At 70.0% G+C, this 23525-nt stretch carries 23 protein-coding genes; 13 read left to right on the top strand and 10 right to left on the bottom strand.

From position 1 onward, the window contains the following. Nucleotides 1–13 precede the first annotated feature (13 nt). Nucleotides 14–727, bottom strand: coding sequence for a hypothetical protein (locus ABZV38_RS18585; RefSeq protein WP_356328375.1), 714 nt, complete (start codon nucleotides 725–727; stop codon nucleotides 14–16). 223 nt (nucleotides 728–950) lie between these two features. On the opposite strand from ABZV38_RS18585, the gene ABZV38_RS18590 reads away from it, so the two are divergent. The 3 genes from ABZV38_RS18590 (at nucleotide 951) to ABZV38_RS18600 (ending at nucleotide 5657) form a co-directional block, all read left to right on the top strand. Continuing rightward, nucleotides 951–2810 (top strand): ABC transporter ATP-binding protein, encoded by a 1860-nt coding sequence (locus ABZV38_RS18590; protein ID WP_356328253.1) that lies wholly within the window; start codon nucleotides 951–953, stop codon nucleotides 2808–2810. Continuing rightward, entirely contained in the window at nucleotides 2807–4588 is a 1782-nt protein-coding gene (locus ABZV38_RS18595; protein WP_356328255.1) for an ABC transporter ATP-binding protein, read from the top strand. The genes ABZV38_RS18590 and ABZV38_RS18595 overlap by 4 nt, the downstream gene beginning before the upstream one ends. A 661-nt stretch (nucleotides 4589–5249) precedes the next feature. Beyond that, nucleotides 5250–5657 (top strand): peptidoglycan-binding domain-containing protein, encoded by a 408-nt coding sequence (locus ABZV38_RS18600; protein WP_356328256.1) that lies wholly within the window; start codon nucleotides 5250–5252, stop codon nucleotides 5655–5657. Nucleotides 5658–5867: 210 nt separating this feature from the next. Here ABZV38_RS18600 and ABZV38_RS18605 read toward each other — a convergent pair whose 3' ends face one another. After that, complete coding sequence (locus ABZV38_RS18605) at nucleotides 5868–6752, bottom strand: nucleoside hydrolase (RefSeq protein ID WP_356328258.1); 885 nt, start codon at nucleotides 6750–6752, stop codon at nucleotides 5868–5870. A gap of 35 nt (nucleotides 6753–6787) precedes the next feature. Then, the gene (locus tag ABZV38_RS18610; protein WP_356328377.1) at nucleotides 6788–7264 is read right to left on the bottom strand and encodes a carbohydrate ABC transporter permease; all 477 of its coding nucleotides are present in this window, start codon (nucleotides 7262–7264) and stop codon (nucleotides 6788–6790) included. Between ABZV38_RS18610 and ABZV38_RS18615 the strand changes: the two genes are divergently transcribed. Further along, nucleotides 7227–7670, top strand: a complete 444-nt coding sequence (locus ABZV38_RS18615; RefSeq protein ID WP_356328260.1) for a substrate-binding domain-containing protein — start codon at nucleotides 7227–7229, stop codon at nucleotides 7668–7670. The genes ABZV38_RS18610 and ABZV38_RS18615 overlap by 38 nt on opposite strands. Before the next feature lie 30 nt (nucleotides 7671–7700). Here the strand turns inward: ABZV38_RS18615 and ABZV38_RS18620 are convergent, their stop codons facing one another. Further along, nucleotides 7701–8492, bottom strand: coding sequence for a metal-dependent hydrolase (locus ABZV38_RS18620; RefSeq protein WP_356328262.1), 792 nt, complete (start codon nucleotides 8490–8492; stop codon nucleotides 7701–7703). A 138-nt stretch (nucleotides 8493–8630) separates the two neighbouring features. Here ABZV38_RS18620 and ABZV38_RS18625 point away from each other — a divergent pair, with 138 nt between their 5' ends. Together ABZV38_RS18625 and ABZV38_RS18630 are read left to right on the top strand one after the other, a co-directional pair. Further along, nucleotides 8631–11144 carry a DUF3516 domain-containing protein gene (locus ABZV38_RS18625; RefSeq protein WP_356328264.1) on the top strand — a complete coding sequence of 838 codons (2514 nt, stop codon included), beginning with the start codon at nucleotides 8631–8633 and terminating at the stop codon, nucleotides 11142–11144. 49 nt (nucleotides 11145–11193) lie between these two features. Further along, the gene (locus ABZV38_RS18630) at nucleotides 11194–12066 is read left to right on the top strand and encodes an acyl-CoA thioesterase II (protein WP_356328266.1); all 873 of its coding nucleotides are present in this window, start codon (nucleotides 11194–11196) and stop codon (nucleotides 12064–12066) included. Nucleotides 12067–12080: 14 nt separating this feature from the next. On the opposite strand, the gene ABZV38_RS18635 is transcribed toward ABZV38_RS18630, so the two are convergent. Next, on the bottom strand, nucleotides 12081–12311 hold the full coding sequence (locus ABZV38_RS18635; protein ID WP_356328268.1) for a DUF6011 domain-containing protein: 231 nt from the start codon (nucleotides 12309–12311) through the stop codon (nucleotides 12081–12083). Between the two features lie 79 nt (nucleotides 12312–12390). Between ABZV38_RS18635 and ABZV38_RS18640 the strand changes: the two genes are divergently transcribed. The 3 genes from ABZV38_RS18640 to ABZV38_RS18650 all read left to right on the top strand — a co-directional run bounded on the left by ABZV38_RS18640 (nucleotide 12391) and on the right by ABZV38_RS18650 (nucleotide 15848). After that, the gene (locus ABZV38_RS18640; RefSeq protein ID WP_356328270.1) at nucleotides 12391–12795 is read left to right on the top strand and encodes a hypothetical protein; all 405 of its coding nucleotides are present in this window, start codon (nucleotides 12391–12393) and stop codon (nucleotides 12793–12795) included. 117 nt (nucleotides 12796–12912) lie between these two features. Beyond that, nucleotides 12913–14349, top strand: a complete 1437-nt coding sequence (locus tag ABZV38_RS18645; protein WP_356328272.1) for a DUF2252 domain-containing protein — start codon at nucleotides 12913–12915, stop codon at nucleotides 14347–14349. A 158-nt stretch (nucleotides 14350–14507) separates the two neighbouring features. Continuing rightward, nucleotides 14508–15848 (top strand): chloride channel protein, encoded by a 1341-nt coding sequence (locus ABZV38_RS18650; protein ID WP_356328274.1) that lies wholly within the window; start codon nucleotides 14508–14510, stop codon nucleotides 15846–15848. Nucleotides 15849–15885: 37 nt separating this feature from the next. On the opposite strand, the gene ABZV38_RS18655 is transcribed toward ABZV38_RS18650, so the two are convergent. From ABZV38_RS18655 to ABZV38_RS18665, 3 genes are all read right to left on the bottom strand, one after another. Further along, nucleotides 15886–16875 (bottom strand): glutathione S-transferase C-terminal domain-containing protein, encoded by a 990-nt coding sequence (locus ABZV38_RS18655; RefSeq protein ID WP_356328275.1) that lies wholly within the window; start codon nucleotides 16873–16875, stop codon nucleotides 15886–15888. Further along, nucleotides 16853–18382: an MFS transporter gene (locus ABZV38_RS18660; protein ID WP_356328277.1), complete on the bottom strand. Its 1530-nt coding sequence runs from the start codon at nucleotides 18380–18382 to the stop codon at nucleotides 16853–16855. Before ABZV38_RS18660 ends, ABZV38_RS18655 begins: the two co-directional genes overlap by 23 nt. Nucleotides 18383–18484: 102 nt before the next feature. Next, the gene (locus ABZV38_RS18665; protein WP_356328378.1) at nucleotides 18485–18835 is read right to left on the bottom strand and encodes a hypothetical protein; all 351 of its coding nucleotides are present in this window, start codon (nucleotides 18833–18835) and stop codon (nucleotides 18485–18487) included. A 242-nt stretch (nucleotides 18836–19077) separates the two neighbouring features. Here ABZV38_RS18665 and ABZV38_RS18670 point away from each other — a divergent pair, with 242 nt between their 5' ends. The 3 genes from ABZV38_RS18670 (at nucleotide 19078) to ABZV38_RS18680 (ending at nucleotide 20811) form a co-directional block, all read left to right on the top strand. Further along, nucleotides 19078–19659 carry an XRE family transcriptional regulator gene (locus ABZV38_RS18670; protein ID WP_356328279.1) on the top strand — a complete coding sequence of 194 codons (582 nt, stop codon included), beginning with the start codon at nucleotides 19078–19080 and terminating at the stop codon, nucleotides 19657–19659. A 14-nt stretch (nucleotides 19660–19673) separates the two neighbouring features. Then, nucleotides 19674–20255 carry a GNAT family N-acetyltransferase gene (locus ABZV38_RS18675; protein ID WP_356328281.1) on the top strand — a complete coding sequence of 194 codons (582 nt, stop codon included), beginning with the start codon at nucleotides 19674–19676 and terminating at the stop codon, nucleotides 20253–20255. 67 nt (nucleotides 20256–20322) lie between these two features. Further along, the gene (locus tag ABZV38_RS18680) at nucleotides 20323–20811 is read left to right on the top strand and encodes a glutathione peroxidase (RefSeq protein WP_356328282.1); all 489 of its coding nucleotides are present in this window, start codon (nucleotides 20323–20325) and stop codon (nucleotides 20809–20811) included. A gap of 62 nt (nucleotides 20812–20873) precedes the next feature. Here ABZV38_RS18680 and ABZV38_RS18685 read toward each other — a convergent pair whose 3' ends face one another. Further along, nucleotides 20874–22100, bottom strand: coding sequence for an acyl-CoA dehydrogenase family protein (locus ABZV38_RS18685; RefSeq protein ID WP_356328284.1), 1227 nt, complete (start codon nucleotides 22098–22100; stop codon nucleotides 20874–20876). Between the two features lie 182 nt (nucleotides 22101–22282). Here ABZV38_RS18685 and ABZV38_RS18690 point away from each other — a divergent pair, with 182 nt between their 5' ends. Beyond that, a complete protein-coding gene (locus ABZV38_RS18690; protein ID WP_356328285.1) occupies nucleotides 22283–22933 on the top strand; it encodes a TetR family transcriptional regulator in 651 nt (216 codons plus the stop codon). A 38-nt stretch (nucleotides 22934–22971) separates the two neighbouring features. On the opposite strand, the gene def is transcribed toward ABZV38_RS18690, so the two are convergent. Beyond that, nucleotides 22972–23517: a peptide deformylase gene (def, locus tag ABZV38_RS18695; RefSeq protein WP_356328287.1), complete on the bottom strand. Its 546-nt coding sequence runs from the start codon at nucleotides 23515–23517 to the stop codon at nucleotides 22972–22974. Between the last annotated feature and the right edge of the window lie 8 nt (nucleotides 23518–23525).

The following is a 23525-nucleotide window of genomic DNA, read 5'->3' on the forward strand; positions in this document are numbered from 1 at the left end:
GAGAGGGGAGCGGTCAGGCCGCGCGGAGCGTGGTCTTGTCGCCCATCACCACGACCGGGTGCTGCTTCGGGTCGAGGGTGCGCAGCAGCAGCTGCATGGCGGATTTGGGCAGGCTCACACAGGCCGACGTACCGCTGCCGTGGTCCATGTGCAGCCAGATGCTGCCGCCCTTCGACTGTCCCAGCGGGCGCGTGGGGTCGTTGGGCGCAGTGCCCTTGACGCGGTTGTAGTCGATGGCGATGACGTAATCGAAGTCGTGCCAGTACGGCTTCGACCAGTAGCGCGGGGCCTGGATCGACGCCGACTGTGTGTACGGGAGGAGGGCGCCCGGGTCGGCCAGGGCACCGCCCGCATCGGTGAGCGTGAATACACCGACCGGACTGCGCTTGTCGTCCTCGTGATGGTCGGTGGTCCAGCCCTTCCTTCCGTTGTGGGCTTTCCATCTGCCGGTGGTGTCCCAGGTGGCGCCGTGCTTCGTGTACAGCACGACGGTGGAGTCGGCCGAGTTCTTGCCCACGCCGTAGACCGCGACGACCTGACGCGAGTTCTCGGGTATCTGCGCGTACAGCCGGTCGCCCACGTCGGGAATGCGCTTGAGGTCGGCGGTCGGCGCCTTCCGGTTCGTGGCGCTGCCGGATTTCGTGTCGTCCTTCTGCCCCTCGTGCGCGCTGCCGCACGCTGTCAGGGGAGTGAGCATGAGCCCACAGGTCGCCGCCGCGACAGCCATTCGTACCGGACCGGTTATTCGCATCCGCCCATATTCGCACCATGGGCCGGGCGGCCGGGCTCACCGCCTGTGACCTGCCGCGAATACGAGCCGAAACTTTACCGTCGAGCAAAAAACCGTTTGCCTCGGACCCTGGCAGGACGCGAACCTTGCACGGTTTGGTCCCCCCACCCGCTCCTCGAGGTCTTCCGCAGATCTCTGCCCTTCCGAACCATGGGACGTCATGCAGATTCGCGATCTTCCGTACTCAGATCCTGGCGATCCTGATGTCCGGTCAGGCCCACGCTTCCTGCTCTGGCTCGGCCGCAACCAGATCCGTGGGCAGCTCAAGTCCATGTCCTGGGGCCTGCTGCACCAGTGCTCCATCGCCGGGCTGCCGCTGGCCGTCGGCTTTGCCGTGCAGGCGGTGGTCGACCGTTCAGGCGGCCGGCTTGCGCTGGCGGGCGGGCTCATCGCGGTCCTCGGTGTGCTGATCGCGGTCGGCGACACCATGCTCCACCGCACCGCCGTCACCAACTGGATCACCGCTGCCGCCCGCGTCCAGCAGCTGCTGGCCCGCAAGACGGCGGAACTCGGCGCCGCACTGACCCGCCGGGTCGCCGCGGGCGAGGTCGTCGCAGTGTCCACCGGCGACGTCGAGAAGATCGGCTGGTTCGTCGAGGCACTCTCCCGCTTCGCCGCTGCCGCCGCCGCTCTCGTACTGATCTGCGTCGGACTCGTCCTCTATCTGCCGTCGCTGGGCGTCCTGGTGGCGCTCGCCATGCCACTCCTGGCGCTGGCGGTACTGCCGCTGCTCCCCCGCGCCACCCGGCGCGCCGATGTCCAGCGCGAGAAGGCCGGCAAGGCCACCGAGCTGGCGTCGGACACCGTGGCCGGGCTACGGGTGCTGCGCGGCATCGGCGGCGAGGAGCTGTTCCTCGGCCGCTACCGGCGTGCCTCGCAGGAGGTCCGCAAGGCCGCGGTGCGCAGCGCGCAGATGTGGTCGCTGATCTCGGCGATCCAGGTACTGCTGCCGGGTGTGCTGCTGATCTCGCTGGTCGTGTACGGGGCGACGCTGGCCCGCGACGGCCGGATCGAGGTCGGTCAGCTGGTCACGGTGTACAGCGCGGCGACCCTGATGCTGTTCCCGCTGCGGCACTTCGAGGAGATCGCGATGGCGTACTCCTTCTCGCGGCCGTCCGCGCAGCGGGCCGTCCGGGTGCTTTCGCTGCACCGCACCGCCGAGCCTTCGACCGTCGACGCGGTGCCGGCCGGCGACCTGTACGACCCGGTGACCGGGTTGATGGCACCGTCGGGTCTGTTCACCGCGGTGGTCTGCGGCGATCCGGACGAGGCCGGGCGGCTGGCCGAACGGCTCGGCGGTCACGCCGAGGTGGGCGCGGAACCGGACACGGCGGACGACGCCGCCGAGGGCCCGCCGGAGAAGGCCCCGTCCGTCCTGCTCGGTGGCGTACCCCTGGACGAGCTTCCGCTGGCGGCCGCCCGGACCGCGGTGCTGGTCCAGGACAAGGACCCGGTGCTACTCTCCGGGACACTGCGGGAGCTGCTCGACGTGCCGTCGTCCGGTGTGGTGACCGCCGAGGACGCGCTGTCCGCCGCCCAGTGCGGTGATGTGCTGGACGCGCTGGCGCAGGCCTCGGTCGCCACGGACGGCGACCCGATGACCACCAGGATCACCGAGCGCGGCCGGTCGCTCTCCGGCGGCCAGCGTCAGCGGCTCGCGCTGGCCCGTTCACTGGTCACCGACCCCGAGGCCCTGGTTCTGGACGAGCCGACGTCCGCCGTCGACTCGCACACCGAGGCCCGGGTCGCCGCCGGGATCAAGGCGCTGCGCACCGGTCGTACGACGGTGGCGTTCGCTTCGTCGCCGCTGCTGCTCGACCTCGCGGACCGGGTGGTGCTGGTGCACGACGGCACGGTCGTCGCGGTCGGTGCGCACCGCGAACTGCTGCACACCGAACCGCGGTACCGGGCGGTCGTCACCCGCGAGACCGATGACGAAGTCGCGGCCCTGACCGCACTGAACAAGATCGACAAGGTCAACGAGATCAAAGCGATCGAGGAAATCGAGGAGAGGGCATGATCGGCGTCGCACAACCGGCGTACGACCCGGCCGCCCCGGAGTCGGCGACGACCCTGCCGGTCGGCACCCCCACCACCGTACGGGCCTATGTACGGGAGCTGATGCGGCGCCACCGCAAGCCGTTCGCCGTGCTCATCTCGGTCAACGCGGTCGCGGTGATCGCCTCGATCGTCGGGCCGTATCTGCTGGGCGGGCTGGTCGAGGACCTGTCGACCGGGGTCGCCGATCTCCATCTGGAGCGCACCGCCGCGGTGTTCGCACTCGCGCTGGTGGTGCAGACCGTGTTCACGCGGATGATGCGGCTGCGCAGCGCGATGCTCGGCGAGGAGATGCTGGCCGATCTGCGCGAGGACTTCCTCGTACGCTCGGTCGGGCTGCCGCCGGGGGTGCTGGAGCGGGCCGGGACCGGTGATCTGCTGTCCCGGATCACCACGGACATCGACCGGCTGGCCAACGCGATGCGTGAGGCCGTGCCGCAACTGTCGATCGGTGTGGTGTGGGCGGGGCTGCTGCTCGGTGCGCTCACCGTGACGGCTCCGCCGCTGGCGCTCTCCGTGCTGCTGGCGCTGCCGGTGCTGGTCCTCGGCTGCCGCTGGTACTTCCGCCGGGCGCCGTCCGCGTACCGCTCGGAGGCCGCCGGATACGCGGCGGTCGCGGCGATGCTCGCGGAGACCGTGGACGCCGGGCGGACGGTGGAGGCGCACCGGCTCGGCGCGCGCCGGGTGGCACTGTCGGACCGGCGGATCAAGGAGTGGACGGCCTGGGAGCGGTACACGCTGTACCTGCGTTCGGTGCTGTTCCCCGTCATCAACGTCACGTACGTGACGATCCTCGGCGCAGTCCTGATGCTCGGCGGCTGGTTCGTCATCGAGGGGTGGCTCACCGTCGGACAGCTGACGACCGGTGCGCTGCTCGCGCAGATGATGGTCGACCCGATCGGTCTGATCCTGCGCTGGTACGACGAGCTGCAGGTCGCGCAGGTGTCGCTGGCCCGGCTGGTCGGCGTCCGGGACATCGAGCCGGACGCGGGCGAGACGGAGGTGGCCCCGGACGGCCGGGACGTCCGGGCGGGCGATGTGCACTTCGGCTATCGCGACGGGGTCGACGTCCTGCACAAGGTGTCGCTGGATGTCGCCCCGGGCACGCGCCTTGCGCTGGTCGGCCCGTCCGGTGCGGGCAAGTCCACGCTCGGCCGGCTGCTGGCCGGGATCTACGCCCCGCGCAGCGGTGAAGTCACGCTGGGCGGTGCGGAGTTGTCCCGGATGACGGCGGAGCGGGTACGCACGCATGTGGCGCTGGTCAACCAGGAGCACCATGTGTTCGTCGGTTCGCTGCGCGACAATCTGCTGCTGGCCCGTACGGGTGCCGAGGACGCCGAGCTGTGGGCGTCGCTCGCCGCGGTCGACGCGGACGGCTGGGCGAAGGCGCTGGACGAGGGACTGGACACCGAGGTCGGTTCGGGCGGTCTGGCACTGACCCCGGCGCAGACGCAGCAGATCGCGCTGGCCCGGCTGGTGCTGGCCGATCCGCACACGCTGGTGCTGGACGAGGCGACCTCGCTGCTGGACCCGCGGGCGGCCCGGCATCTGGAACGCTCGCTGGCGCGGGTGCTGGACGGCCGTACGGTCGTGGCGATCGCGCACCGGCTGCACACCGCGCACGACGCGGATGTGATCGCGGTGGTCGAGCGCGGCCGGATCAGCGAACTGGGCAGCCATGACGAGCTGGTGGCGGCGGACGGCGCCTATGCGGCGCTGTGGCGGTCCTGGCACGGCTGAGCCGACCGGAGCAACGTTCAGGGGCGCCCGCCGGCATCTCGCTGGCGGGCGCCGGCGGTTCTCCTCGTCCGCCCTGCCGCCCTGGTGCTGCTCAGGCAGGCCCTTCCCGAGCAGGGCGGCACAGAGGGGAGTGCGGACGCCCGGTGCGCCGCGCGGCTTCGACATGGGGTGCGATGACGGCTTGGCGGTAGGCGCTCAGCGCCTCGACCAGCTCGTCGCGGATCTCGCTCTCGGCGAGTCGTAGAACCCGGGCCGGGGCGCGGGTGATCCTGCCTAGTTGCGCAACTTCTTGGGCTATGTGGTGGCGTGGGGTGTGCCGGATGGCATCCAGGCCGGCGCCGAGCCCTGCGATGCCCTGCCCACCCGGGGTCCGGCCAGCTCCTCGGCTGAGAAATGGAAGCGGAGCATCCTCGTCCTCTCTGCCCGCTCACCTGCGGTATTTCATCTGAGTCGAATGAGCATGACGAAGACGCTGGGTGAGTGGAACATGAGTTCACGCCAAGCGCACGGCTCTGAACCATCCGAACGGGCACCACCCGAAACACATTTGGCTGCACATCCCACTCCGAGCCCGGTCAATTTCGAACGGCTGAGGACCTCGAAGGCCGGAGCCTCACCGCGGATCCGACCCGACAAGCGGTTTCACAGACGGAGGACAGACATGTCACTGCGCAAGAGCGTCACATCAGCTCTCATGACGGCACTGCTGATCGGAGGGGGAGTCGCGATAGCCCCGGCTGCCCACGCCGGCAGCGTCTCCACCCAGGCAGCTACGTGCAGCTTCAGCAATTCCAACGGCTACTGGTACGCCGGTCACTACAGCGGGATGACGGCCAGTCCGTCGTCCACCCAGGTCACCTCAGCAGGTGTCGAGGCTCAGTGCCTGCTCAAGTACTTGGGTATCCCGGGGCTGAACACGGATCCAGGAACCATCGATGGCGTCTTCGGGTCGAACTCGAAGGCGGCGACCAAGAGATTCCAGGTGTGGGTGAATGACACCTACAACGCGGGCATCGCTGAGGACGGTGGCGTCGGCCCGCAGACATGGCCCTGGCTGCGGTCCTTCTGAGGCTCTCGGGCAAGGGACGCGCGGTCCCCTCCGTCTGAGCGCTGAGGGACCGAGCAGCAGGGTGCACGGCAGCGCCGGCGCTACCCGGCCAACGACGGTGCCCCGGGTGGTTCACCTCCGCCCGGGGCACTGTTGCGCTTGCAGCGCCGCTGGGGCGTGTCCGCGAAGTCTCGCCTGGCCCGCGGTGGGTCCCCTGCGCATGACAGCCCCTCAGTCACCTCGTGAGGCCCGGACGATCCGGGCGACGATCTCCTCGGCGACCGCCTCCACATCGGCGTCGACGACGAGGTCCACAGGACCCTCCGGGTCGGCCGTGAATACGGTCAGTCCTTCGTCCGTGACCTCGACCGTGCCGCGTTCGGTGGTGTAGAGGTCGCGGCGCAACAGGGAGAGCGCGGTGATCGGGTCGTGCGGGACGCTCCACGGTTCGCCGGTGAAGCCGGTCCAGGCGTCGATCTCGCGGGCGAGCGCCTCACCGTACGCACCTGCTGCCCGGATCGCTTCGATGCCGGTCCGTTCGACGCGAAGCCGCGTGGTGATGTCCAGGCCGGTGACGACGGCACGGATGCCGGAGCCGAAGACGATGCGGGCGGCCGCGATGTCGCTGGCGATGTTGTGTTCCGCCTTGGCGCCGGGCCCGAAGCTGCCTCCCATCATGTACAGGGTGCGTACGCCCGTGGCGAAACGGTCGTCGCGACGGATCGCGCGGGCGATGTTGGCGAGCGGGGCGATGGCGATGATGTCGGTGGCGCCGGGCCTGGCGAGAACGGTGTCGACCAGGTAGCGGTCGGCGGCGATGTCGTCGCGTACCCGCTCGGTCTCCAGGTCGGTGAAGGCCTTGCCCTCGTGCCCGGCCCACCAGACGCCCTTGCCGGAGAGAGTCTCACCGGCGCCGGGGACGACGGTGAGGTCGTGGCCGGCGAGGGCCCCGAGCCGGTGGGCAAGGCGGGCTCTCAGCAGGGTGTCGCCGTAGACGGTGGTGATGCCGGTGATCCGGGCCTCGGGCGAGCCGAGCAGCACGCCGAGGGCGAGAGCGTCGTCGACGTCGCTGCCGATATCGGTGTCCAGGAGGACGTCGGCGGGGTGTTGAATCATTGTGTTCCTCGGGTCGTTCGCGGCTTTCTTGGTAGTCACTTCAGGCCGCTGCCCGCGATGGACTGCGTGAAGTACCGCTGCAGTCGCAGCAGTACGACGAGCGGGATGACGGTCAGGACGACAGCGGCGGCGAGCACCTGGCCGTAGTCGACGACCATCTGCCCCTGGAGGGTGCCCAGCGCGATCGGGCCGAGCTGCTTGTCCGGTTCCGTCCCGACCAGCAGCGGCCGCATGTAGGACTGCCACTGGAACGTGAACAGGGTCAGTCCGGCGCCGATCAGCGTGGGCCGCGACAGGGGGACGTAGATCTTCGAGAAGACGCCCCACCAGCTGAGCCCGTCCATCCGGGCCGCCTCGACGAGTTCGCGCGGAATGGCCAGGAATAACTGGCGCAGCAGGAAGATCGCCAAACCGTTGCCTATGCCGGGCAGGATCAGTCCAGCGTACGTGTTCTGCAGACCCCAGTCCCGGAAGATGTCGGACAGCGGGATCGCAAGGGCGTCGAACGGAATGGGCTACCGGAAGGCCCTGGAGGCTGCGGGGCTGCCGGTGCCCGGTGAACTCGTCGTCTGGACCGGCTTCACCCGCGAGGGCGGGCGGGCCGGGGCGACGACTGTGCTGACCGCCGGAGAACCGCCGGACGCCGTGGTGTGCGCCAACGACCTGATCGCGATCGGCGCCCTGGACACCGCGAGGGCGGCGGGACTGCGGGTGCCGGACGACGTGGCGATCACCGGGTACGACGACATCGAGGCGGCGTCACTGATCTCCCCCGCGCTGACCACGGTGCTCAACCCGGCGCGGGAGATCGGCCGTTCGGCCGCGCAGCTGCTGCTCGACCGGCTGGACGGGGACGGTCCGGGGACGGCTCGGGAGATCGTCCTGGCGCACCGGCTGGTGCCGCGCGAATCGGCCTGATCTCCTGGAGGGTCCCGGGGCGGTCAGTGGTCAGATGAAGTTGAGGGCGGCCGCCCCGCCCACTCCTCCGAGCACCATGAACGCCGGCATCAGCACCTTCAGCTCCACCCAGCTGCCGGCCCGGAACCGCATGCCCTTCGGCGGCCCCAGCGGGTACCAGCGCTTGCGGCCCAGCGGGATCGGCCAGAGGATCGGGCAGCCGGAGACGGTCAGCGCGTCCCCGATGTCATGGACGAGAGCGCCGAGGACGATCGGCAGCCCGAGCCAGAGATACTCCTGGCCGGGGGCGCTGAAGAGCCAGTCCGAGCCGTTGCCCGGCTTGTCCAGGACGCCCGCCAGTATCCAGGCGCTGGTCGCGCCGAGCAGCCATACCAGGACATCGCTGGACATCCGGGCGGCCCGCCACAGGAGTCCTTCGACGGCGAGCACCAGATGAACGAAGAGGATCGCGAGGACCGCCCACCGGCCGCCGGCTATCGCCAGGGCGGAGGCCCCGGCACCGATCAGGACCGCCCAGAGCCAGGTGTGCGTCAGGGTCCGGTGGCCACCGTTCCTGCGCGGGTCACCGGGGCCCCGGGTCGCCTTGTAGACGGCGTGCGAGAGCTTGTCGACGATCTCGCAGATTCCGCGGGAGACCGGTCCGAAGGCGCGCGAGATCGTCGCGGACTTGTGATCCAGGTCCGGGGCGAGTGCGGCGCCCGCGGTGATCAGTGCACCGACGACCAGGACGGGCCACGGCATCGTATGGCCGGCGGCAGCCGCCGCCGCGCCCACCCCCAGCCAGGCCGCCGCCCCGGACAGTGAGTGTGCCGGTCCCATCATGGTTCTTCCCGCCCCCGAAGTTGTCCGGCCGCCATCGCCGTTGCGATGCGGCCGAGTTGAGTGGGAAGCGTATCGTCCGTGATCTTCATACGGTCGTCCGGTTCCCTCATCCGGGCAGAAGGCAGGCAAGATGGGGGCGTGACCCTTATCGATCAGCTGCCCCCGACCGACGACCCGGACGCCCTCTTCGAGGCCTTCTCGTCATGGACCGAGACCCAGGGCATCACCCTCTACCCTGCTCAGGAGGAGGCGCTGATCGAGGTGGTCTCCGGGGCGAACGTGATCCTGTCCACCCCCACCGGTTCCGGAAAGAGCCTGGTCGCGGCGGGTGCGCACTTCACGGCGCTGGCCCAGGACAAGGTCACCTTCTACACGGCGCCGATCAAGGCGCTGGTCTCGGAGAAGTTCTTCGACCTGTGCAAACTGTTCGGTACGGAGAACGTCGGAATGCTCACCGGCGACGCCTCCGTCAACGCGGACGCCCCGGTGATCTGCTGCACGGCCGAGGTGCTGGCCTCCATCGCGCTGCGTGACGGCAAGCACGCCGACATCGGCCAGGTCGTGATGGACGAGTTCCACTTCTATGCGGAGCAGGACCGGGGCTGGGCCTGGCAGATCCCGCTCCTGGAGCTGCCGCAGGCCCAGTTCATCCTGATGTCGGCCACCCTCGGTGACGTCAAGATGTTCGAGCAGGACCTGACCCGCCGCACCGGCCGCCCCACCACCGTCGTGCGCTCCGCGACCCGGCCGGTCCCGCTCAGTTACGAGTACCGGCTGACCCCGATCACCGAGACCCTCACCGAACTCCTGGAGACCAGGCAGTCGCCCGTCTACATCGTGCACTTCACGCAGGCCGCAGCCGTCGAGCGGGCGCAGTCGCTGATGAGCATCAACATGTGCACCAAGGAGGAGAAGGAGAAGATCGCCGATCTGATCGGCAACTTCCGCTTCACCACGAAGTTCGGCCAGAACCTCTCCCGCTATGTGCGGCACGGCATCGGGGTGCATCACGCGGGCATGCTCCCGAAGTACCGGCGACTGGTGGAGAAGCTCGCCCAGGCGGGTCTGCTGAAGGTCATCTGCGGTACGGACACCCTCGGCGTCGGGGTCAATGTCCCGATCCGCACGGTGCTCTTCACGGCGCTCACCAAGTACGACGGCACCCGGGTCCGTACGCTGCGCGCCCGTGAGTTCCACCAGATCGCCGGCCGTGCGGGCCGGGCCGGCTTCGACACGGCGGGCTTCGTCGTCGCGCAGGCGCCCGAGCACGTCATCGAGAACGAGAAGGCCGTCAAGAAGGCGGGCGACGACCCGAAGAAGAAGCGCAAGGTGGTCCGCAAGAAGGCCCCCGAGGGCTTCGTCGCCTGGTCGGAGACCACGTTCGACAAGCTGATCCAGTCCGATCCGGAGCCGCTGAACTCCCGCTTCCGGGTCACGCACACGATGTTGCTGTCCGTGATCGCACGTCCCGGCAACGCCTTCGAGGCGATGCGGCATCTGCTGGAGGACAACCACGAGCCGCGCAAGGCGCAGCTGCGCCACATCCGCCGGGCCATCGCGATCTACCGCTCGCTGCTGGACGGCGGAGTCGTGGAACAGCTCGACAAGCCGGACGCCGAGGGCCGCATCGTGCGGCTCACCGTCGATCTCCAGCAGGACTTCGCGCTGAACCAGCCGCTGTCCACATTCGCGCTGGCCGCGTTCGACCTGCTGGACGGCGAGTCGCCGTCGTACGCGCTGGACATGGTCTCCGTCGTCGAGTCGACGCTCGACGACCCGCGGCAGATCCTGGCCGCCCAGCAGAACAAGGCGCGCGGCGAAGCGGTCGGCCAGATGAAGGCGGACGGTGTCGAGTACGAGGAGCGGATGGAACGGCTCCAGGACGTCACGTACCCGAAGCCGCTGAGCGAGCTGCTGTGGCACGCGTACGACGTGTACCGCAAGAGCCACCCGTGGGTGGGCGACCACCCGGTCTCACCGAAGTCCGTGATCCGTGACATGTACGAACGCGCCATGACATTCACGGAGTTCACCTCGAACTACGAGCTGGCCCGCACCGAGGGCATCGTGCTGCGGTACCTGGCGAGCGCGTACAAGGCTCTTGAGCACACCATCCCGGACGACCTGAAGTCCGAGGACCTGGAGGACCTGATCGCCTGGCTCGGCGAGATGGTGCGGCAGGTGGACTCCAGTCTCCTCGACGAGTGGGAGCAGCTCGCCAACCCGGAGGTGGAGACCGCGGAGGAGGCGCAGGAGCGCGCCGACGAGGTCAAGCCGGTCACCGCCAACGCGCGCGCCTTCCGGGTGCTGGTCCGCAACGCGATGTTCCGCCGCGTGGAGCTGGCCGCGCTGGACAAGGTCGCCCAGCTCGGCGAGCTGGACGGCGACACGGGCTGGGACGAGGACGCGTGGGGCGAGGCGATGGACGCGTACTGGGACGAGTACGAGGATCTGGGCACCGGTCCGGACGCCCGCGGGCCGAAGCTGCTGAAGATCGACGACGACGCCGCGCACGGCCTGTGGCGGGTGCGCCAGACATTTGCCGATCCGAATGGCGACCACGACTGGGGCATCAGCGCGGAGATCGATCTGGCGGCCTCCGACGAAGAGGGCCGGGCAGTCGTCAGGGTCACCTCGGTCGGCCAGCTGTGACCGCACCCGCCCTGCATACGGCGCCCCTGCGAGAGTGGAGAAGAACCGCATGATGAACCCCGCCGAGAGCTTGGTCGACCTGCTCGACCTGGAGCGGATCGAGGTCAACATCTTCCGCGGGCGCAGCCCCGAGGAGTCTCTGCAGCGGGTCTTCGGCGGCCAGGTCGCCGGGCAGGCGCTGGTGGCGGCCGGCCGTACCACCGACGGGGACCGGCCGGTCCATTCGCTGCACGCGTACTTCCTCCGGGCGGGCCGGCCCGGCGTGCCGATCGTCTACCAGGTCGAGCGGGTGCGTGACGGGCGGTCGTTCACCACCCGCCGGGTCACCGCCGTTCAGGAGGGCCGGACGATCTTCAATCTGACGGCGTCCTTCCACCGGCCGGAGGAGGCAGGCTTCGAGCACCAGCTGCCGCCCGCTCGGAGCGTCCCGGGCCCCGAGGAGCTGCCGACGGTTGCCGAGGAGGTCCGCGAGCACCTCGGGGCGCTGCCGGACGCGCTGGAGCGGATGGCTCGGCGCCAGCCGTTCGACATCCGGTACGTCGACCGGCTGCGCTGGACGCACGAGGAGATCAAGGACGCGGACCCGCGCAGCGCGGTCTGGATGCGCGCGGTCGGCCCACTGGGCGACGACCCGCTCGTGCACACCTGCGCGCTGACGTACGCGAGCGACATGACCCTCCTCGACGCGGTCCGCATCCCGGTGGAGCCGCTGTGGGGACCGCGCGGCTTCGACATGGCGTCGCTGGACCACGCGATGTGGTTCCACCGGCCGTTCCGGGCCGACGAGTGGTTCCTGTACGACCAGGAGTCGCCGATCGCGACCGGCGGACGGGGACTGGCGCGCGGCCGGATCCATGACCGCGACGGCAATCTGCTGGTGTCCGTGGTGCAGGAAGGGTTGTTCCGCCGCCTGGGCACGTAGCTGCCATCGCCGCCTCAGGTACCGGGCAGCGGGTCCTGTTCGACCTCGTGGCGGCGGGTGCGGATGTCCGGCGCGGCGGGGTGCAGTTTGGCGTCGCAGGCGGGGCCCAGACCGGTGCGGCGCGAGTCCGTACCGGTGAGCGGGCGGCCGCAGAGGCGGCAACGGACCAGTCGACGGCCCGCGGCTCGTCCGGTCCCGGGCAGCGGCTCGATGTCGGACCCGGGCAACGGTTCAGAAGACTCCACGAATCGATCTTCTCAAGTCCCGGGTCTACTCTGCGACTTCCGAACTGCGGACAGCGGAAGACAGCGGAGGAGTTCGCGGGTGAGCAGCGCGCTGACAATGGCGCCGGTCCCCCAGGACAAGAAGAAGGACATCGCACCGGACGGCATCGATCCGGTCGGGCACGTCATCACGTACGCCGACTCACCCGGAGGTACGTCCCGGGACGTCGCGTATCCGGAGCGCGAACTGCCGCCGGGCGGCATACCCGCGTACCTGGAGGCGCGAAGGGGCGGGGTGCGCTCTTTCGTCCTGTGGGCCGACCCGCAGCGTCGGACACGGCTGGCCACACTGGTCACCACGTCCGCGGCCGACGGCGTGGCGACGTATCAGGTGCTCGGCGCGCACGCCGAGTGGTGCGACTGGCGGCTGGGCGCGGCGCTGGTCGCGCTTCTGCGCAGCTTCGACAGCTGGCTGGGGACTCCCTGGGACGACAGGCGGAAGTGATCGGCGGGTCTCGGGCCTTACGTCCTCCGCAGCTGCCCTGGGCCGGGCCCGCCAGATGATGCCGAAACCGGGACGACCCGCGATGATCGGGGAAGGAAGCAGTCAGGAGGGTCTTCGATGAGCCAGGACAGCGCGTCGACGCTCCGTTCCGCACCTCCCCTGACGCCCTCGGAGCGGGCCGCCCGGGGGAAGGCCGCCCGCCGCCGCACACCCCGTTCCAGCCACGCCGGGTTCGCACCGTCGTCGGACCGGCCGGACCCGTTGGGCATCCTCGAAGCCCAGTCCGCGGCCAGGATTCCCGAGCTCGTCCCGATCCGCTACAGCCGGATGGCCGAGTCGCCGTTCCGCTTCTACCGGGGCGCCGCCGCGATCATGGCCGCCGACCTGGCCACCGCCCGGGACTCCGGGATCAGGGCCCAACTGTGCGGGGATGCACATCTGTTGAACTTCGGGCTGCTCGCCTCCCCGGAACGGCAGCTGATGTTCGACATCAACGACTTCGACGAATCGCTGCCCGGCCCCTGGGAATGGGACGTGAAGCGGCTGGCGGCCAGTCTCGCCGTCGCGGGACGGGCGAACGGCTTCACGGACCGGGAGCGCGCCCGCGTCGTGCCGGCGACGGTGCGGTCGTACCGCGAGGCGATGATCCGGTTCGCGGGCATGACCAACCTCGGTGTCTGGTACGCGAGGATCGACGCGGACCGCCTTGCGGCCATGGCGTCCCGGAAGCTGGCCAAGCACGGCCGAAGGAGCCTGGACCGGGCCATGGACAAGGCCCGTACCCGGGACAGCCTGCAGGCTTTCGACAAGCTCACCGAAACGGTCGACGGGCAGGTCCGGATCGCCGCGGACCCGCCATTGCTCGTACCGCTCACGAATCTGCTTCCCGAGGTCGAGCGCGACGCACTGGAAGAGCGGCTGCGCGGACTGATCAGGGGCTACGCCCGGAGTCTCCAGCCGGACCGGCGTTCCCTCCTCGGGAATTTCCGGTTCGTGGATGCCGCCCGCAAGGTGGTCGGGGTGGGTAGCGTCGGCACCCGATGCTGGATCATCCTGCTGACCGGCAGGGACGGCCGGGACCCGCTCTTCCTGCAGGCCAAGGAGGCCGGCACATCGGTGCTCGGCCCGCACGTCGGTGCCGGCGAGTACCGCAGCGAGGGCGAGCGGGTGGTTGCGGGGCAGCGGCTGATGCAGGCCACGAGCGACATCTTCCTCGGCTGGACGCGGGCGGACGGGATCGACGGGCGGCGCCGCGACTTCTACGTACGCCAGTTGCGCGACTGGAAGGGCGGGCTCGAGCCCGAGTCGATGACGCCGGTCGGCCTGAGGACGTTCGGCGAGGTCTGCGGCACCACGCTGGCCCGTGCCCACGCGAGATCCGGCGACCGCATCGCCATCGCCGCGTACCTGGGCCGCGGCGATGCGTTCGACCGAGCGCTCCATACGTTCGCCGAGGCGTACGCCGATCTGACCGAGCGGGACCATCGGACTCTGGTCGAGGCGGTTCGCGCGGGCAGGCTCTCCGCGTCCGAGCCGGACAGCGACCGGCGGTGATCCGTACGCCGGACCGGGTCCATGGGGGTGGAAGTGCGGGACCCACCGCACGGGGCCGGTCCGGCGTCCCGGGCGTATCACCATCGCGTGGTATCACGTTTTGAACGCTCGCGGGCCGGCGCCTGCCTGAGGGCTCCGACGCTGAGGAGACAATGAGTATGTCGGCCAAGCCCGTCGGGGCGTCCGCCGCGGCATCCCCGGACCCCTTTGCGCTCGTCCGCACCCGTGGTTACACGGGCCTGCTGGTCATGGCGGCGCTTCTCGGGGTTCCGATCTCGGCGGTGGCCTTCGGTTTCCTCGCGCTCACCCACGAACTCCAGTTGCTGACCTACTCCGACCTGCCGAAGGCGCTGGGTTTCCACGCCACGCCGCCGTGGTGGCCGGTGCCGCTGATGGTCGTCGCCGGCCTGCTGGTCGGGCTGACCATCCGTTACCTCCCAGGCACAGGCGGGCACAAGCCGGCCGAAGGCATGAAGACGACGGGGGCTCCAACGGCGGTAGAGCTGCCCGGTATCGCGATCGCTGCCCTGGCTTCGCTGGGCATCGGTGCCGTACTCGGGCCCGAGGCGCCGCTCATCGCCCTCGGCGGCGGGCTTGCCGTGTGGACCGTGCGCCTGGTGAAGCGGGACATCGAGCCGAACGCGCGTGCCGTCGTGGGAGCCGCCGGCAGCTTCGCCGCCGTCAGCGCCCTGCTGGGGTCTCCGCTTCTCGGGGCGTTCCTGCTGATGGAGGCGTCGGGCCTCGGCGGGGCCGTGCTCGGGATGGTCCTGGTGCCGGGCCTGCTCGCCTCAGGTGTGGGTTCGCTCATCTTCGTCGGACTGGGTTCGTGGACCGGTCTGGGAACGTACTCCTTGGCACTTCACCACGTGCCGCGGGCCGATGAGCCGGACCTGGCCCAGTTCGGCTGGGCGGTCGTCGTCGGGCTGGCGGCGGCCGTCGTCGGCGAAGGGATCCGGCGGCTCGCCCTGTTCTTGCAGGCGCGGGTCGAGCGCCGGATGGTGGTGGGCACCGTGCTGATGGGGCTCGTGGTCGGGGTCCTCGCGCTGGCGTATGCGGAAGTCACGGGGAACGCCGCCTCCGGGGTGCTGTACTCGGGGCAGAACGCGCTGGACCCCCTGCTTGCCGGGAGCGCCGGTTACACGGTGGGCACGCTCCTGGTGCTCATCGTCTGCAAGGGGCTGGCGTACTGCGCGTCCTTGAGCTGTTTCCGGGGAGGTCCCGTCTTCCCCGCGATGTTCGTGGGAGCGGCGGGCGGCATCGCGCTCTCCCATCTGCCCGGGCTGAACGTGACGTCCGGGTTCGCGATGGGCATCGGTGCCATGTGCGTGGCGATGCTCAGACTTCCGATGACCTCGGTGCTGCTGGCCACTCTGCTGTTGGGATCTCCGGGGCTCACCGTCATGCCGCTGGTGATCGTCTCGGTCGTGGTCGCGTACGTCGTCTCGCTCCGGCTCGCCCCGGAGCCCGCCGCCCTCCTGGACGGACGGGGCGCCGGTTAGGGACACGGCCGGGCGAGAGCCGCCGCCCGGACGCGGCTTATCCGGGTGGGGTGCCGTCGCCGAAGGGGCGGCCGCCGAGCTGCTCGCGGTGGTGCGGTGTCCGCCAGCCGGAGAGGTCGGGGCCCAGGGGCACGATTCCGGTGGGATTGATGCCCGTGTGCACCCGGTAGTAATGCTGCTTGATGTGGTCGAAGTCGACGGTGTCGCCGAATCCGGGGGTCTGGAACAGGTCCCTGGCGTAGGCCCAGAGCACCGGGTCCTCGGTCAGTTTCGAGCGGTTGCACTTGAAGTGCCCGTGGTAGACGGCGTCGAAGCGCACGAGTGTGGTGAACAGCCGGATGTCGGCCTCCGTGAGCGTCTCCCCCACCAGATAGCGCCGGCCCCTGAGGCGTTCGGAGACCAGGTCGAGTCTGCGGAACACATCGTGGTACGCGGCTTCGTACTCGTCCTGGCCGCTGGCGAATCCGGCCCGGTACACGCCGTTGTTGACGTCGCGGTAGATGCCGCCCATGACCTCGTCGATCTCCTCCCGCAGCCGTTCGGGGTAGAGATCGGGCGCTCCGGGCCGGTGCAGCGCGGTCCACTCGGTCGCGAAGTCCAGGGTGATCTGCTGGAAGTCGTTGGTGACGAGCTTCCCGCTGGGTACGTCCACGATCGCGGGCACGCTGACACCGCCGGAGTAGTCGCTTTCGCGCGCCTCGTACGCCTCGCTGAGGTACGCGATGCCGAGCACCGGGTCCCGGCCGCCCGCGTCCAGGGTGAAGCGCCAGCTGCGGTCGTCCTGGATGGGGTCGGCCACGGCGAGCGACAGGGCGTCCTCCAGGCCGAGGAGGCGCCGGGAGACGAGGGCGCGGCTCGCCCAGGGGCAGGCGCGGCTCACGACCAGCCGGTAGCGGCCTGCCTCGACCGGCCAGCCGTCCCGGCCGTCGGCCGCGATCCGGTCCGCGAAGTGGCTCTTGGACCTCTTGAACGGCTTGTGTCCGTACGCGGCGTTGCCGTCCGGCTCACTGCCGGCGGGGTTGCTCATCATGGTCTCCCTTCCAGTCGGACGGGCCGGGGTCGGACGGGCTGCCGGTACGTTTCGCGTTCCGCCGGGAGACCGCCACATCGGTCATCGCCAGGACGAGTGCCCCCAGCACGAAGGCGGCCGAGACGATGAGCCCGCTGTCGAACGCGGACCTCCAGCCCTCGGAGGGCAGTCGCGCGAAGAAGACCGAGCCGACCGCGGCGATCCCGATCGCGGAGCCGACACGCTGGCCGGTCTGGAGCGTGCCCGCCGCGCTCCCGCCGCCGACCACCGGTACCTGGGACAGGGTCAGGGTCAGGTTCGGGGCGATGACGAGGCCGCTGCCCACACCTGCCAGGAGCAGCGGGGCCGCCATCGCCCAGGCGACGGCGCGGCCCGGGACGATGTGCACGGCGAGCACGGTGGCGGCGAGTCCGACGACCACCGTGGACAGCCCCACAACGACCAGCGGTCGCCCGTAACGGCCGACCATCCGGCCACCCGGTCCCGCCGCGGCCGCTGCCCCCAGAGCGAACGGTGTGATGGCCAGTCCGGCCTCGAGGGCGGTGCAGTGGAGGCCGGCCTGCAGGTAGAGAGTGCTGATGAAGAAGATCGAGGTGAATCCGGCGAAGTACAGCAGGCTCACCATGCAGCCCAGCCAGTAGGAGTGCAGCCGGAACAGCGACAGGTCCAGGACGGGCACGGTGCCATGCCTGCCGCACCGGGCCTCCCAGCAGGCGAAGACGGCGAGCAGCATCGCGGCCACAGCGACCAGCAGCCACTTCCCGTCCCCGGACCACTGCTGCGCCTGGATGAAGGGCAGCAGCAGGGCCAGCACGCCCGAACCGAGGAGGAGTACGCCGACGGGGTCGAGGTCCCTCGGGCGTACGCGGCCCGCCGCCGGTGTGTCCGGGAGGAGGCGCCGGGCGAGCAGGAAGCAGACGATGCCGAGCGGCAGATTGACGTAGAACACCCAGCGCCAGCCCTCCTCCGATCCGGCCGCCTGGATCAGCAGCCCGCCCAGCAGGGGGCCGACGGCGGTCGAGATGGCGACCACCGTGCTGAACATGCCGAAGGCGCGGCCCCGCTCCTGGCCGGAGAACATCTGCTGGATCAACGCGGAGATCTGCGGCGAGATCAGGGCTCCGCCGAGGCCCTGAATCACTCGGGCGACCACCAGCCAGAAACTGGACGGTGCGGCTCCGCATGCCACCGACGCCAGCGTGAAGACGGCGAGTCCTGCCAGGAACACCACACGGCGCCCCCGGGCGTCGCCCAGCCGCCCGGCGGGGATGAGGAGGAGCCCGAAGGCCAGGGAGTAGCCGGAGAGGACCCATTGCAGATCCGATTCCGGGCTCCGCAGGTCGTTACGGATCGACGGCAGGGCGACGTTGACGATGGACACGTCCAACAGCGTCATGAAGCCCGCCACCAGGCACACGGCAAGTGCCTGCCAGCGGCGGGGGTCGGGCGCCGGGGCCATCTCGCGCCCCGCCGCGCCTCCCATGGACGTTGCGCTCTCCGGCATGACTCGCACCCTAGGCGGCGAGCCGCAATTCCTCACCCGTGACAGGGCCGACTGCCGTAATCACCGCCGTCGGGGAGGAAGTCCCGGCCGGACACGTCCGGGTCAGGCCGCCGAGCCTTCGTGCGCTTCTCTGTGCATGCCCGTGCACAGCGCCCAGACGATGAAGATGTTGACGGCCACCAGCGCCATGGCCCACAAGGGGTAGTACGGCACCCACAGGAAGTTGGCGATCGCGCCCAGTCCGGCGACGGCCACTCCGAAGTAGCGCGCCCACAGAGCACCGGTGAGTACGGCACAGCCGGCGAGGACGATGACGATGCCCAGAATGAGGTGGACCCAGCCCCAGCCCGCCAGGCTGAACTGGAAGACGTAATGACGCGTCGCGACGAACAGGTCGTCCTTGGCGATGGCCGCGATCCCCTCGAGGATCGCCATCGCTCCACCGAAGATCATCAGGGCTGCTGCGAGGACGGTGGTGCCGGACGTGGGCCCATGCCATGGGCTGGGGCCGGGGCTGCCCACTTTGGGTCTGGTGGCGTCACTGGCCATGTCGGTCTCCTTGGGTGGCGGGGCCATCCGGCCGAGCAGGCCGGACCGGCGCGATCCCCCGTCTCAGCGTGGCATGACGCCACTCCGCCGGCATTCCGGCCGGTCACACCCACGAGCTCTCTCACATCAGGGATATCATCTCCGATGTGAGAGAGTCCGAAGAGGTGGAGCCGACGTCCGTCGATGCCCGGCTGGCCGCCCGGCTGGGTGAGCTCCGCACCGAGCGCGGCTGGTCCCTGGACGAGCTGTCCCGGCGCAGCGACGTCAGCCGCTCGACGCTGTCGCGCCTGGAGCGCGGCGAGCTGAGCCCGACTGCGGCCCAGCTCGGGCGGTTGTGCACGGTGTTCGAGCGGACGATGTCACGACTGCTGACGGAGGTGGAGGCGGAGCCTCCGCAGCTGGTGCGCGCCGAACGGCAGCCGGTGTGGCGGGACGAGGCGTCCGGTTTTGTGCGCCGCTCGGTCTCGCCGCCGCACGCCGGTCTGCGTGCCGAGATCATCGAGGGGAGGCTCGATGCGGGCGCCGACATCGCGTACGAGCAGGCGCCGGTGGCCGGTCTGGAACAGCACATCTGGGTGCTGGAGGGAACGGTGGAGATCACCGTCGAGAACACCGTGCACACCGTGCGCACGGGCGACTGTCTGCGGTTCCGGCTGCGCGGCCCTTCGCACTTCCACTGCCCGGGCCCGGACCCGGTCCGCTATGCCGTGATGATCGTTCTGCCGTGAAAAGGACCCGAGTCATGACCGATCCCACTCCCCTCACCGCATCCACCCCGCACACCGAGATCGTCTCCGTCTCCGGGCCCGAGCTGATCACGTATGCCGACGAGCTCGCCGCTCTCCTGGTGGAGACCGTGGAAAGCGGCGCCTCGGTGGGGTTCCTGGCGCCGCTCGACCGCGGTGCGGCCGCAGCCTGGTGGCGGGGGCGTGCCGCCGCGGTCGACGCCGGCGACCAGCGCGTCTGGATCGCGCGGGACGGCGAGCGGGTGGCCGGCACCATCGGCCTGAACCTGGCCCTGTTGCCGAACGCCCGTCATCGCGCCGAGATCACCAAGGTGATGGTGCGCCCGTCGATGCGCGGCCGGGGGCTCGGACGGTCGCTGCTCGCCACCGTCGAGTGCGCTGCGGCCGAGGCCGGTCTGACGCTGCTGGTCCTGGACACCGAGACCGGCAGCCCCGCCGAACGGCTCTACCGCTCGGCGGGCTGGACGGAGTGCGGGTCCACTCCGGACTACGCGGGCGACCCGGCCGGGACCCTGAAGCCGACCACGTTCTACTACAAGGCGATTCGGACAGCCGCGCAGTCGACTTCGTGCCGATGAAGCTGCGGGCATAACAATGACCGGGCAAGCCGCTTGTACCGAGTACGACATTTACAAGGAGACCCTCATGACGCTGTACGACATTCCCCTCCACACGCTGACCGGCGAGCCGACCACCCTGGGCGCCTACCGCGGCCAGGCGGTCCTGCTGGTGAACGTCGCCTCCCGGTGCGGGCTCACCCCGCAGTACGCAGGCCTGGAGCGGCTTCAGAAGACGTACGGGGACCGCGGCTTCACCGTGCTCGGTGTGCCGTGCAACCAGTTCGCGGGCCAGGAGCCGGGGAGCGCGGAGGAGATCCAGACGTTCTGCTCGACGACATACGGGATCAGCTTCCCGCTGCTGTCGAAGGTCGATGTCAACGGCGACGGACGGCACCCGCTGTACGCGGAGCTGACGCAGCTTGCGGACGCGGACGGCGAGGCGGGCGACGTCCAGTGGAACTTCGAGAAGTTCCTGATCTCCCCGGCCGGCGAGCCGGTGGCCCGCATCCGCCCCCGCACGGAGCCGGAGGCCCCGGAGCTCGTGACGGCGATCGAGGCCCTGCTCCCCGCCTGACGGGCAGCGTTGTGCCGGGTGGGCCGTTTTTTTCAGCCCACCCGGCACCCCGCGGTACAGCGCTAGCGAATCGGCATGCCCGACAGCGTGCGGGCGATCACCAGGCGCTGGATCTCGCTCGTGCCCTCGAAGATGGTGTAGATCGCCGCGTCCCGGTGCATCCGCTCCACCGGGTACTCGCGGGTGAACCCGTTGCCGCCGAGGATCTGGATCGCCTGCGCGGTGACCTTCTTCGCCGTCTCGCTCGCGTACAGCTTGGACATGGAGCCCTCGGCGGACTCGAACGGCTTGCCCGTGGTCGCCATCCAGGAGGCGCGCCAGACCAGCAGCCGGGCCGCGTCGATCTGCGTACGCATGTCCGCGAGCTGGAACGCGATGCCCTGGTTGTCGATGATCGGCCGGCCGAACTGGGTACGGGTCTTGGCGTAGTCGAGCGCGACCTCGTACGCCGCCCGGGCCGTGCCGACCGCCATCGCGCCGACCGCCGGCCGGGACGCCTCGAACGTGGCCATCGCCGCGTTCTTCACGCGCTCGCCGCCCGACCGGGCGCGCTCGCGGGCCCGTGCCAGGCGCTGGTCCAGCTTCTCCTTGCCGCCGAGCAGGCAGTGACCGGGGACCCGGACGTCCTCCAGGACGACCTCCGCCGTGTGCGAGGCGCGGATGCCGTGCTTCTTGAACTTCTGGCCCTGAGAGAGGCCGGGGGTGTTCGGCGGCACGATGAAGGTGGCGTGTCCCTTGGAGCCGAGCTCCGCGTCGACCACGGCGACGACGACATGGACATTGGCGATGCCGCCGTTGGTCGCCCAGGTCTTGGTGCCGTTCAGCACCCACTCGTCCTTGGCCTGGTCGTACACCGCGCGCGTACGCATGGAGGCTACGTCCGAGCCCGCGTCCGGCTCGGACGAGCAGAAGGCGGCGACCTTCACATCGCTCGCGTCGCCGTACATCTGCGGGATCCAGGTGCCGATCTGCTCCTCGGTGCCGTTGGCGAGGACGCCGACGGCCGCCAGGCCGGTACCGACGATCGACAGGGCGATGCCCGCGTCGCCCCAGAACAGCTCCTCCATCGCCATCGGAATGCCGAGCCCCGTCGGGTCGAAGAACTGCTGGGCGTAGAAGTCGAGGGAGTAGATGCCGACCTTGGCCGCCTCCTGGATGACGGGCCAGGGCGTCTCCTCACGCTCGTCCCACTCCGCAGCGGCCGGGCGGATCACATCCGCGGCAAAGCCGTGAAGCCAGTCACGGACCTGCTTCTGGTCGTCGTTGAGCTCGAGCGTGAACTCGGCCATGTTCCCCTCCATGCACTGCCGTAAAAACAAGTCGTTACTTGCGGTAACGGCAGTGTGTTACCGACTAGTAGCCTCTGTCAACCGGTCGGGCTCCATCGGCACCACCGCTGGGCAGGGTGTTACGTTGCGCAGGCGTAACGGACTCGCATGGCCCTATGCGGCCAGGGGTGGGGAGAGGCGACATGGAGACCACACGACAGGCCGAGCGACAGCGGACCGCGGCCGAGCAGCGCCGCAGGGAGCTGCTGGAGGCCGCCGACCGCGTGGTGCTCAGGGACGGCCCCCAGGCTTCGATGAACGCCATCGCAGCGGAAGCCGGGATCACCAAACCCATCCTGTACCGGCACTTCGGCGACAAGGGCGGCCTCTACCGCGCACTCGCCAAGCGCCACACCGATGCCCTGCTGAACGCACTGCGGGCGGCGCTCGACGCCCCCGCCGAGCGCCGCCAGCGGGTCGAGGCGACGCTCGACACGTATCTCGCGGCGATCGAGGCCCGCCCGCAGGTCTACCGCTTCCTGATGCACCCGTCCGACGACTCTGCACCCTCCACCGAGCAGGGCTTCGACGTCGGGCGGCACTCCGCCCCGCTGCTGCGCAGGCTCGGCGAGGAACTCGCTCTGGTGATCGCCGAGCGGGTGGACCTGGGGCCGGACAGTCAGGAGATGGCCCGCATCTGGGGCCATGGCATCGTCGGCATGATGCATGCCGCGGGCGACTGGTGGCTGGGCGAACGCCCCTGCTCGCGCGCCCAGTTGGTGCGGAGCATGGCCGATCTGCTGTGGGGCAGGCTGGCCGCCGCGGGCGACCGGCCGGGCGGCCCCGGCTTCTGACGTCCGCCTGCTGACACTCCGGCGGCGCGCGGTCGCGGTCAGCTGGTACGCCCCCACGGCGCCCGGCGGGCCGCGCGCAGCGCCCTCGTCCGGCGCAGCCCGGTCAGCCGGTCAATGTAGACGGTTCCTTCGAGGTGGTCGCACTCGTGCTGCAGACAGCGCGCGAACCAGCCGGTGCCGTCGACCCGTACCGGCTCCCCGTCGACGTTCATGCCCTCCACTACCGCATGGTCGAAACGCGGGGTGGCGGCTTCCAGGCCCGGCAGCGAAAGACAGCCCTCCGGTCCGCGTACGGTGATGCCGTCCACCTCGACGGGTTTCGGGTTGACGAGATGCCCGAGGTGACGGACGTCTTCGTCGTCCGGGCAGTCGTAGACGAACACTCTCAGCGGAACGCCTATCTGGTTGGCTGCGAGCCCGACCCCCTGTGCCGCGTACATCGTGGCGAACATGTCCTCGACCAGCCGGGCGAGCGAGGGTCCGAAGTCGGTGACGTCCTCACAGGCACCGTGGAGCACCGGGTCGCCGAGCAGAGTCATGGCACGGACGAGTCCGGAACTGCCGGGGATCGGGCGGTTTCGCATGGCCGTAA

Source organism: Streptomyces sp. NPDC005181 (genome assembly GCF_040608395.1).
GTDB lineage: Bacteria > Actinomycetota > Actinomycetes > Streptomycetales > Streptomycetaceae > Streptomyces.

Bases quoted from the DNA above. Each gene is read 5' to 3' on its own strand.
- ABZV38_RS18585 (WP_356328375.1), bottom strand. From the start codon at position 727: ATGGCTGTCGCGGCGGCGACCTGTGGGCTCATGCTCACTCCCCTGACA.
- ABZV38_RS18590 (WP_356328253.1), top strand. From the start codon at position 951: ATGCAGATTCGCGATCTTCCGTACTCAGATCCTGGCGATCCTGATGTC.
- ABZV38_RS18595 (WP_356328255.1), top strand. From the start codon at position 2,807: ATGATCGGCGTCGCACAACCGGCGTACGACCCGGCCGCCCCGGAGTCG.
- ABZV38_RS18600 (WP_356328256.1), top strand. From the start codon at position 5,250: ATGTCACTGCGCAAGAGCGTCACATCAGCTCTCATGACGGCACTGCTG.
- ABZV38_RS18605 (WP_356328258.1), bottom strand. From the start codon at position 6,752: ATGATTCAACACCCCGCCGACGTCCTCCTGGACACCGATATCGGCAGC.
- ABZV38_RS18615 (WP_356328260.1), top strand. From the start codon at position 7,227: ATGTCGGACAGCGGGATCGCAAGGGCGTCGAACGGAATGGGCTACCGG.
- ABZV38_RS18620 (WP_356328262.1), bottom strand. From the start codon at position 8,492: ATGATGGGACCGGCACACTCACTGTCCGGGGCGGCGGCCTGGCTGGGG.
- ABZV38_RS18630 (WP_356328266.1), top strand. From the start codon at position 11,194: ATGATGAACCCCGCCGAGAGCTTGGTCGACCTGCTCGACCTGGAGCGG.
- ABZV38_RS18645 (WP_356328272.1), top strand. From the start codon at position 12,913: ATGAGCCAGGACAGCGCGTCGACGCTCCGTTCCGCACCTCCCCTGACG.
- ABZV38_RS18650 (WP_356328274.1), top strand. From the start codon at position 14,508: ATGTCGGCCAAGCCCGTCGGGGCGTCCGCCGCGGCATCCCCGGACCCC.
- ABZV38_RS18655 (WP_356328275.1), bottom strand. From the start codon at position 16,875: ATGAGCAACCCCGCCGGCAGTGAGCCGGACGGCAACGCCGCGTACGGA.
- ABZV38_RS18660 (WP_356328277.1), bottom strand. From the start codon at position 18,382: ATGCCGGAGAGCGCAACGTCCATGGGAGGCGCGGCGGGGCGCGAGATG.
- ABZV38_RS18665 (WP_356328378.1), bottom strand. From the start codon at position 18,835: ATGATCTTCGGTGGAGCGATGGCGATCCTCGAGGGGATCGCGGCCATC.
- ABZV38_RS18675 (WP_356328281.1), top strand. From the start codon at position 19,674: ATGACCGATCCCACTCCCCTCACCGCATCCACCCCGCACACCGAGATC.
- ABZV38_RS18680 (WP_356328282.1), top strand. From the start codon at position 20,323: ATGACGCTGTACGACATTCCCCTCCACACGCTGACCGGCGAGCCGACC.
- ABZV38_RS18685 (WP_356328284.1), bottom strand. From the start codon at position 22,100: ATGGCCGAGTTCACGCTCGAGCTCAACGACGACCAGAAGCAGGTCCGT.
- ABZV38_RS18690 (WP_356328285.1), top strand. From the start codon at position 22,283: ATGGAGACCACACGACAGGCCGAGCGACAGCGGACCGCGGCCGAGCAG.
- def (WP_356328287.1), bottom strand. From the start codon at position 23,517: ATGCGAAACCGCCCGATCCCCGGCAGTTCCGGACTCGTCCGTGCCATG.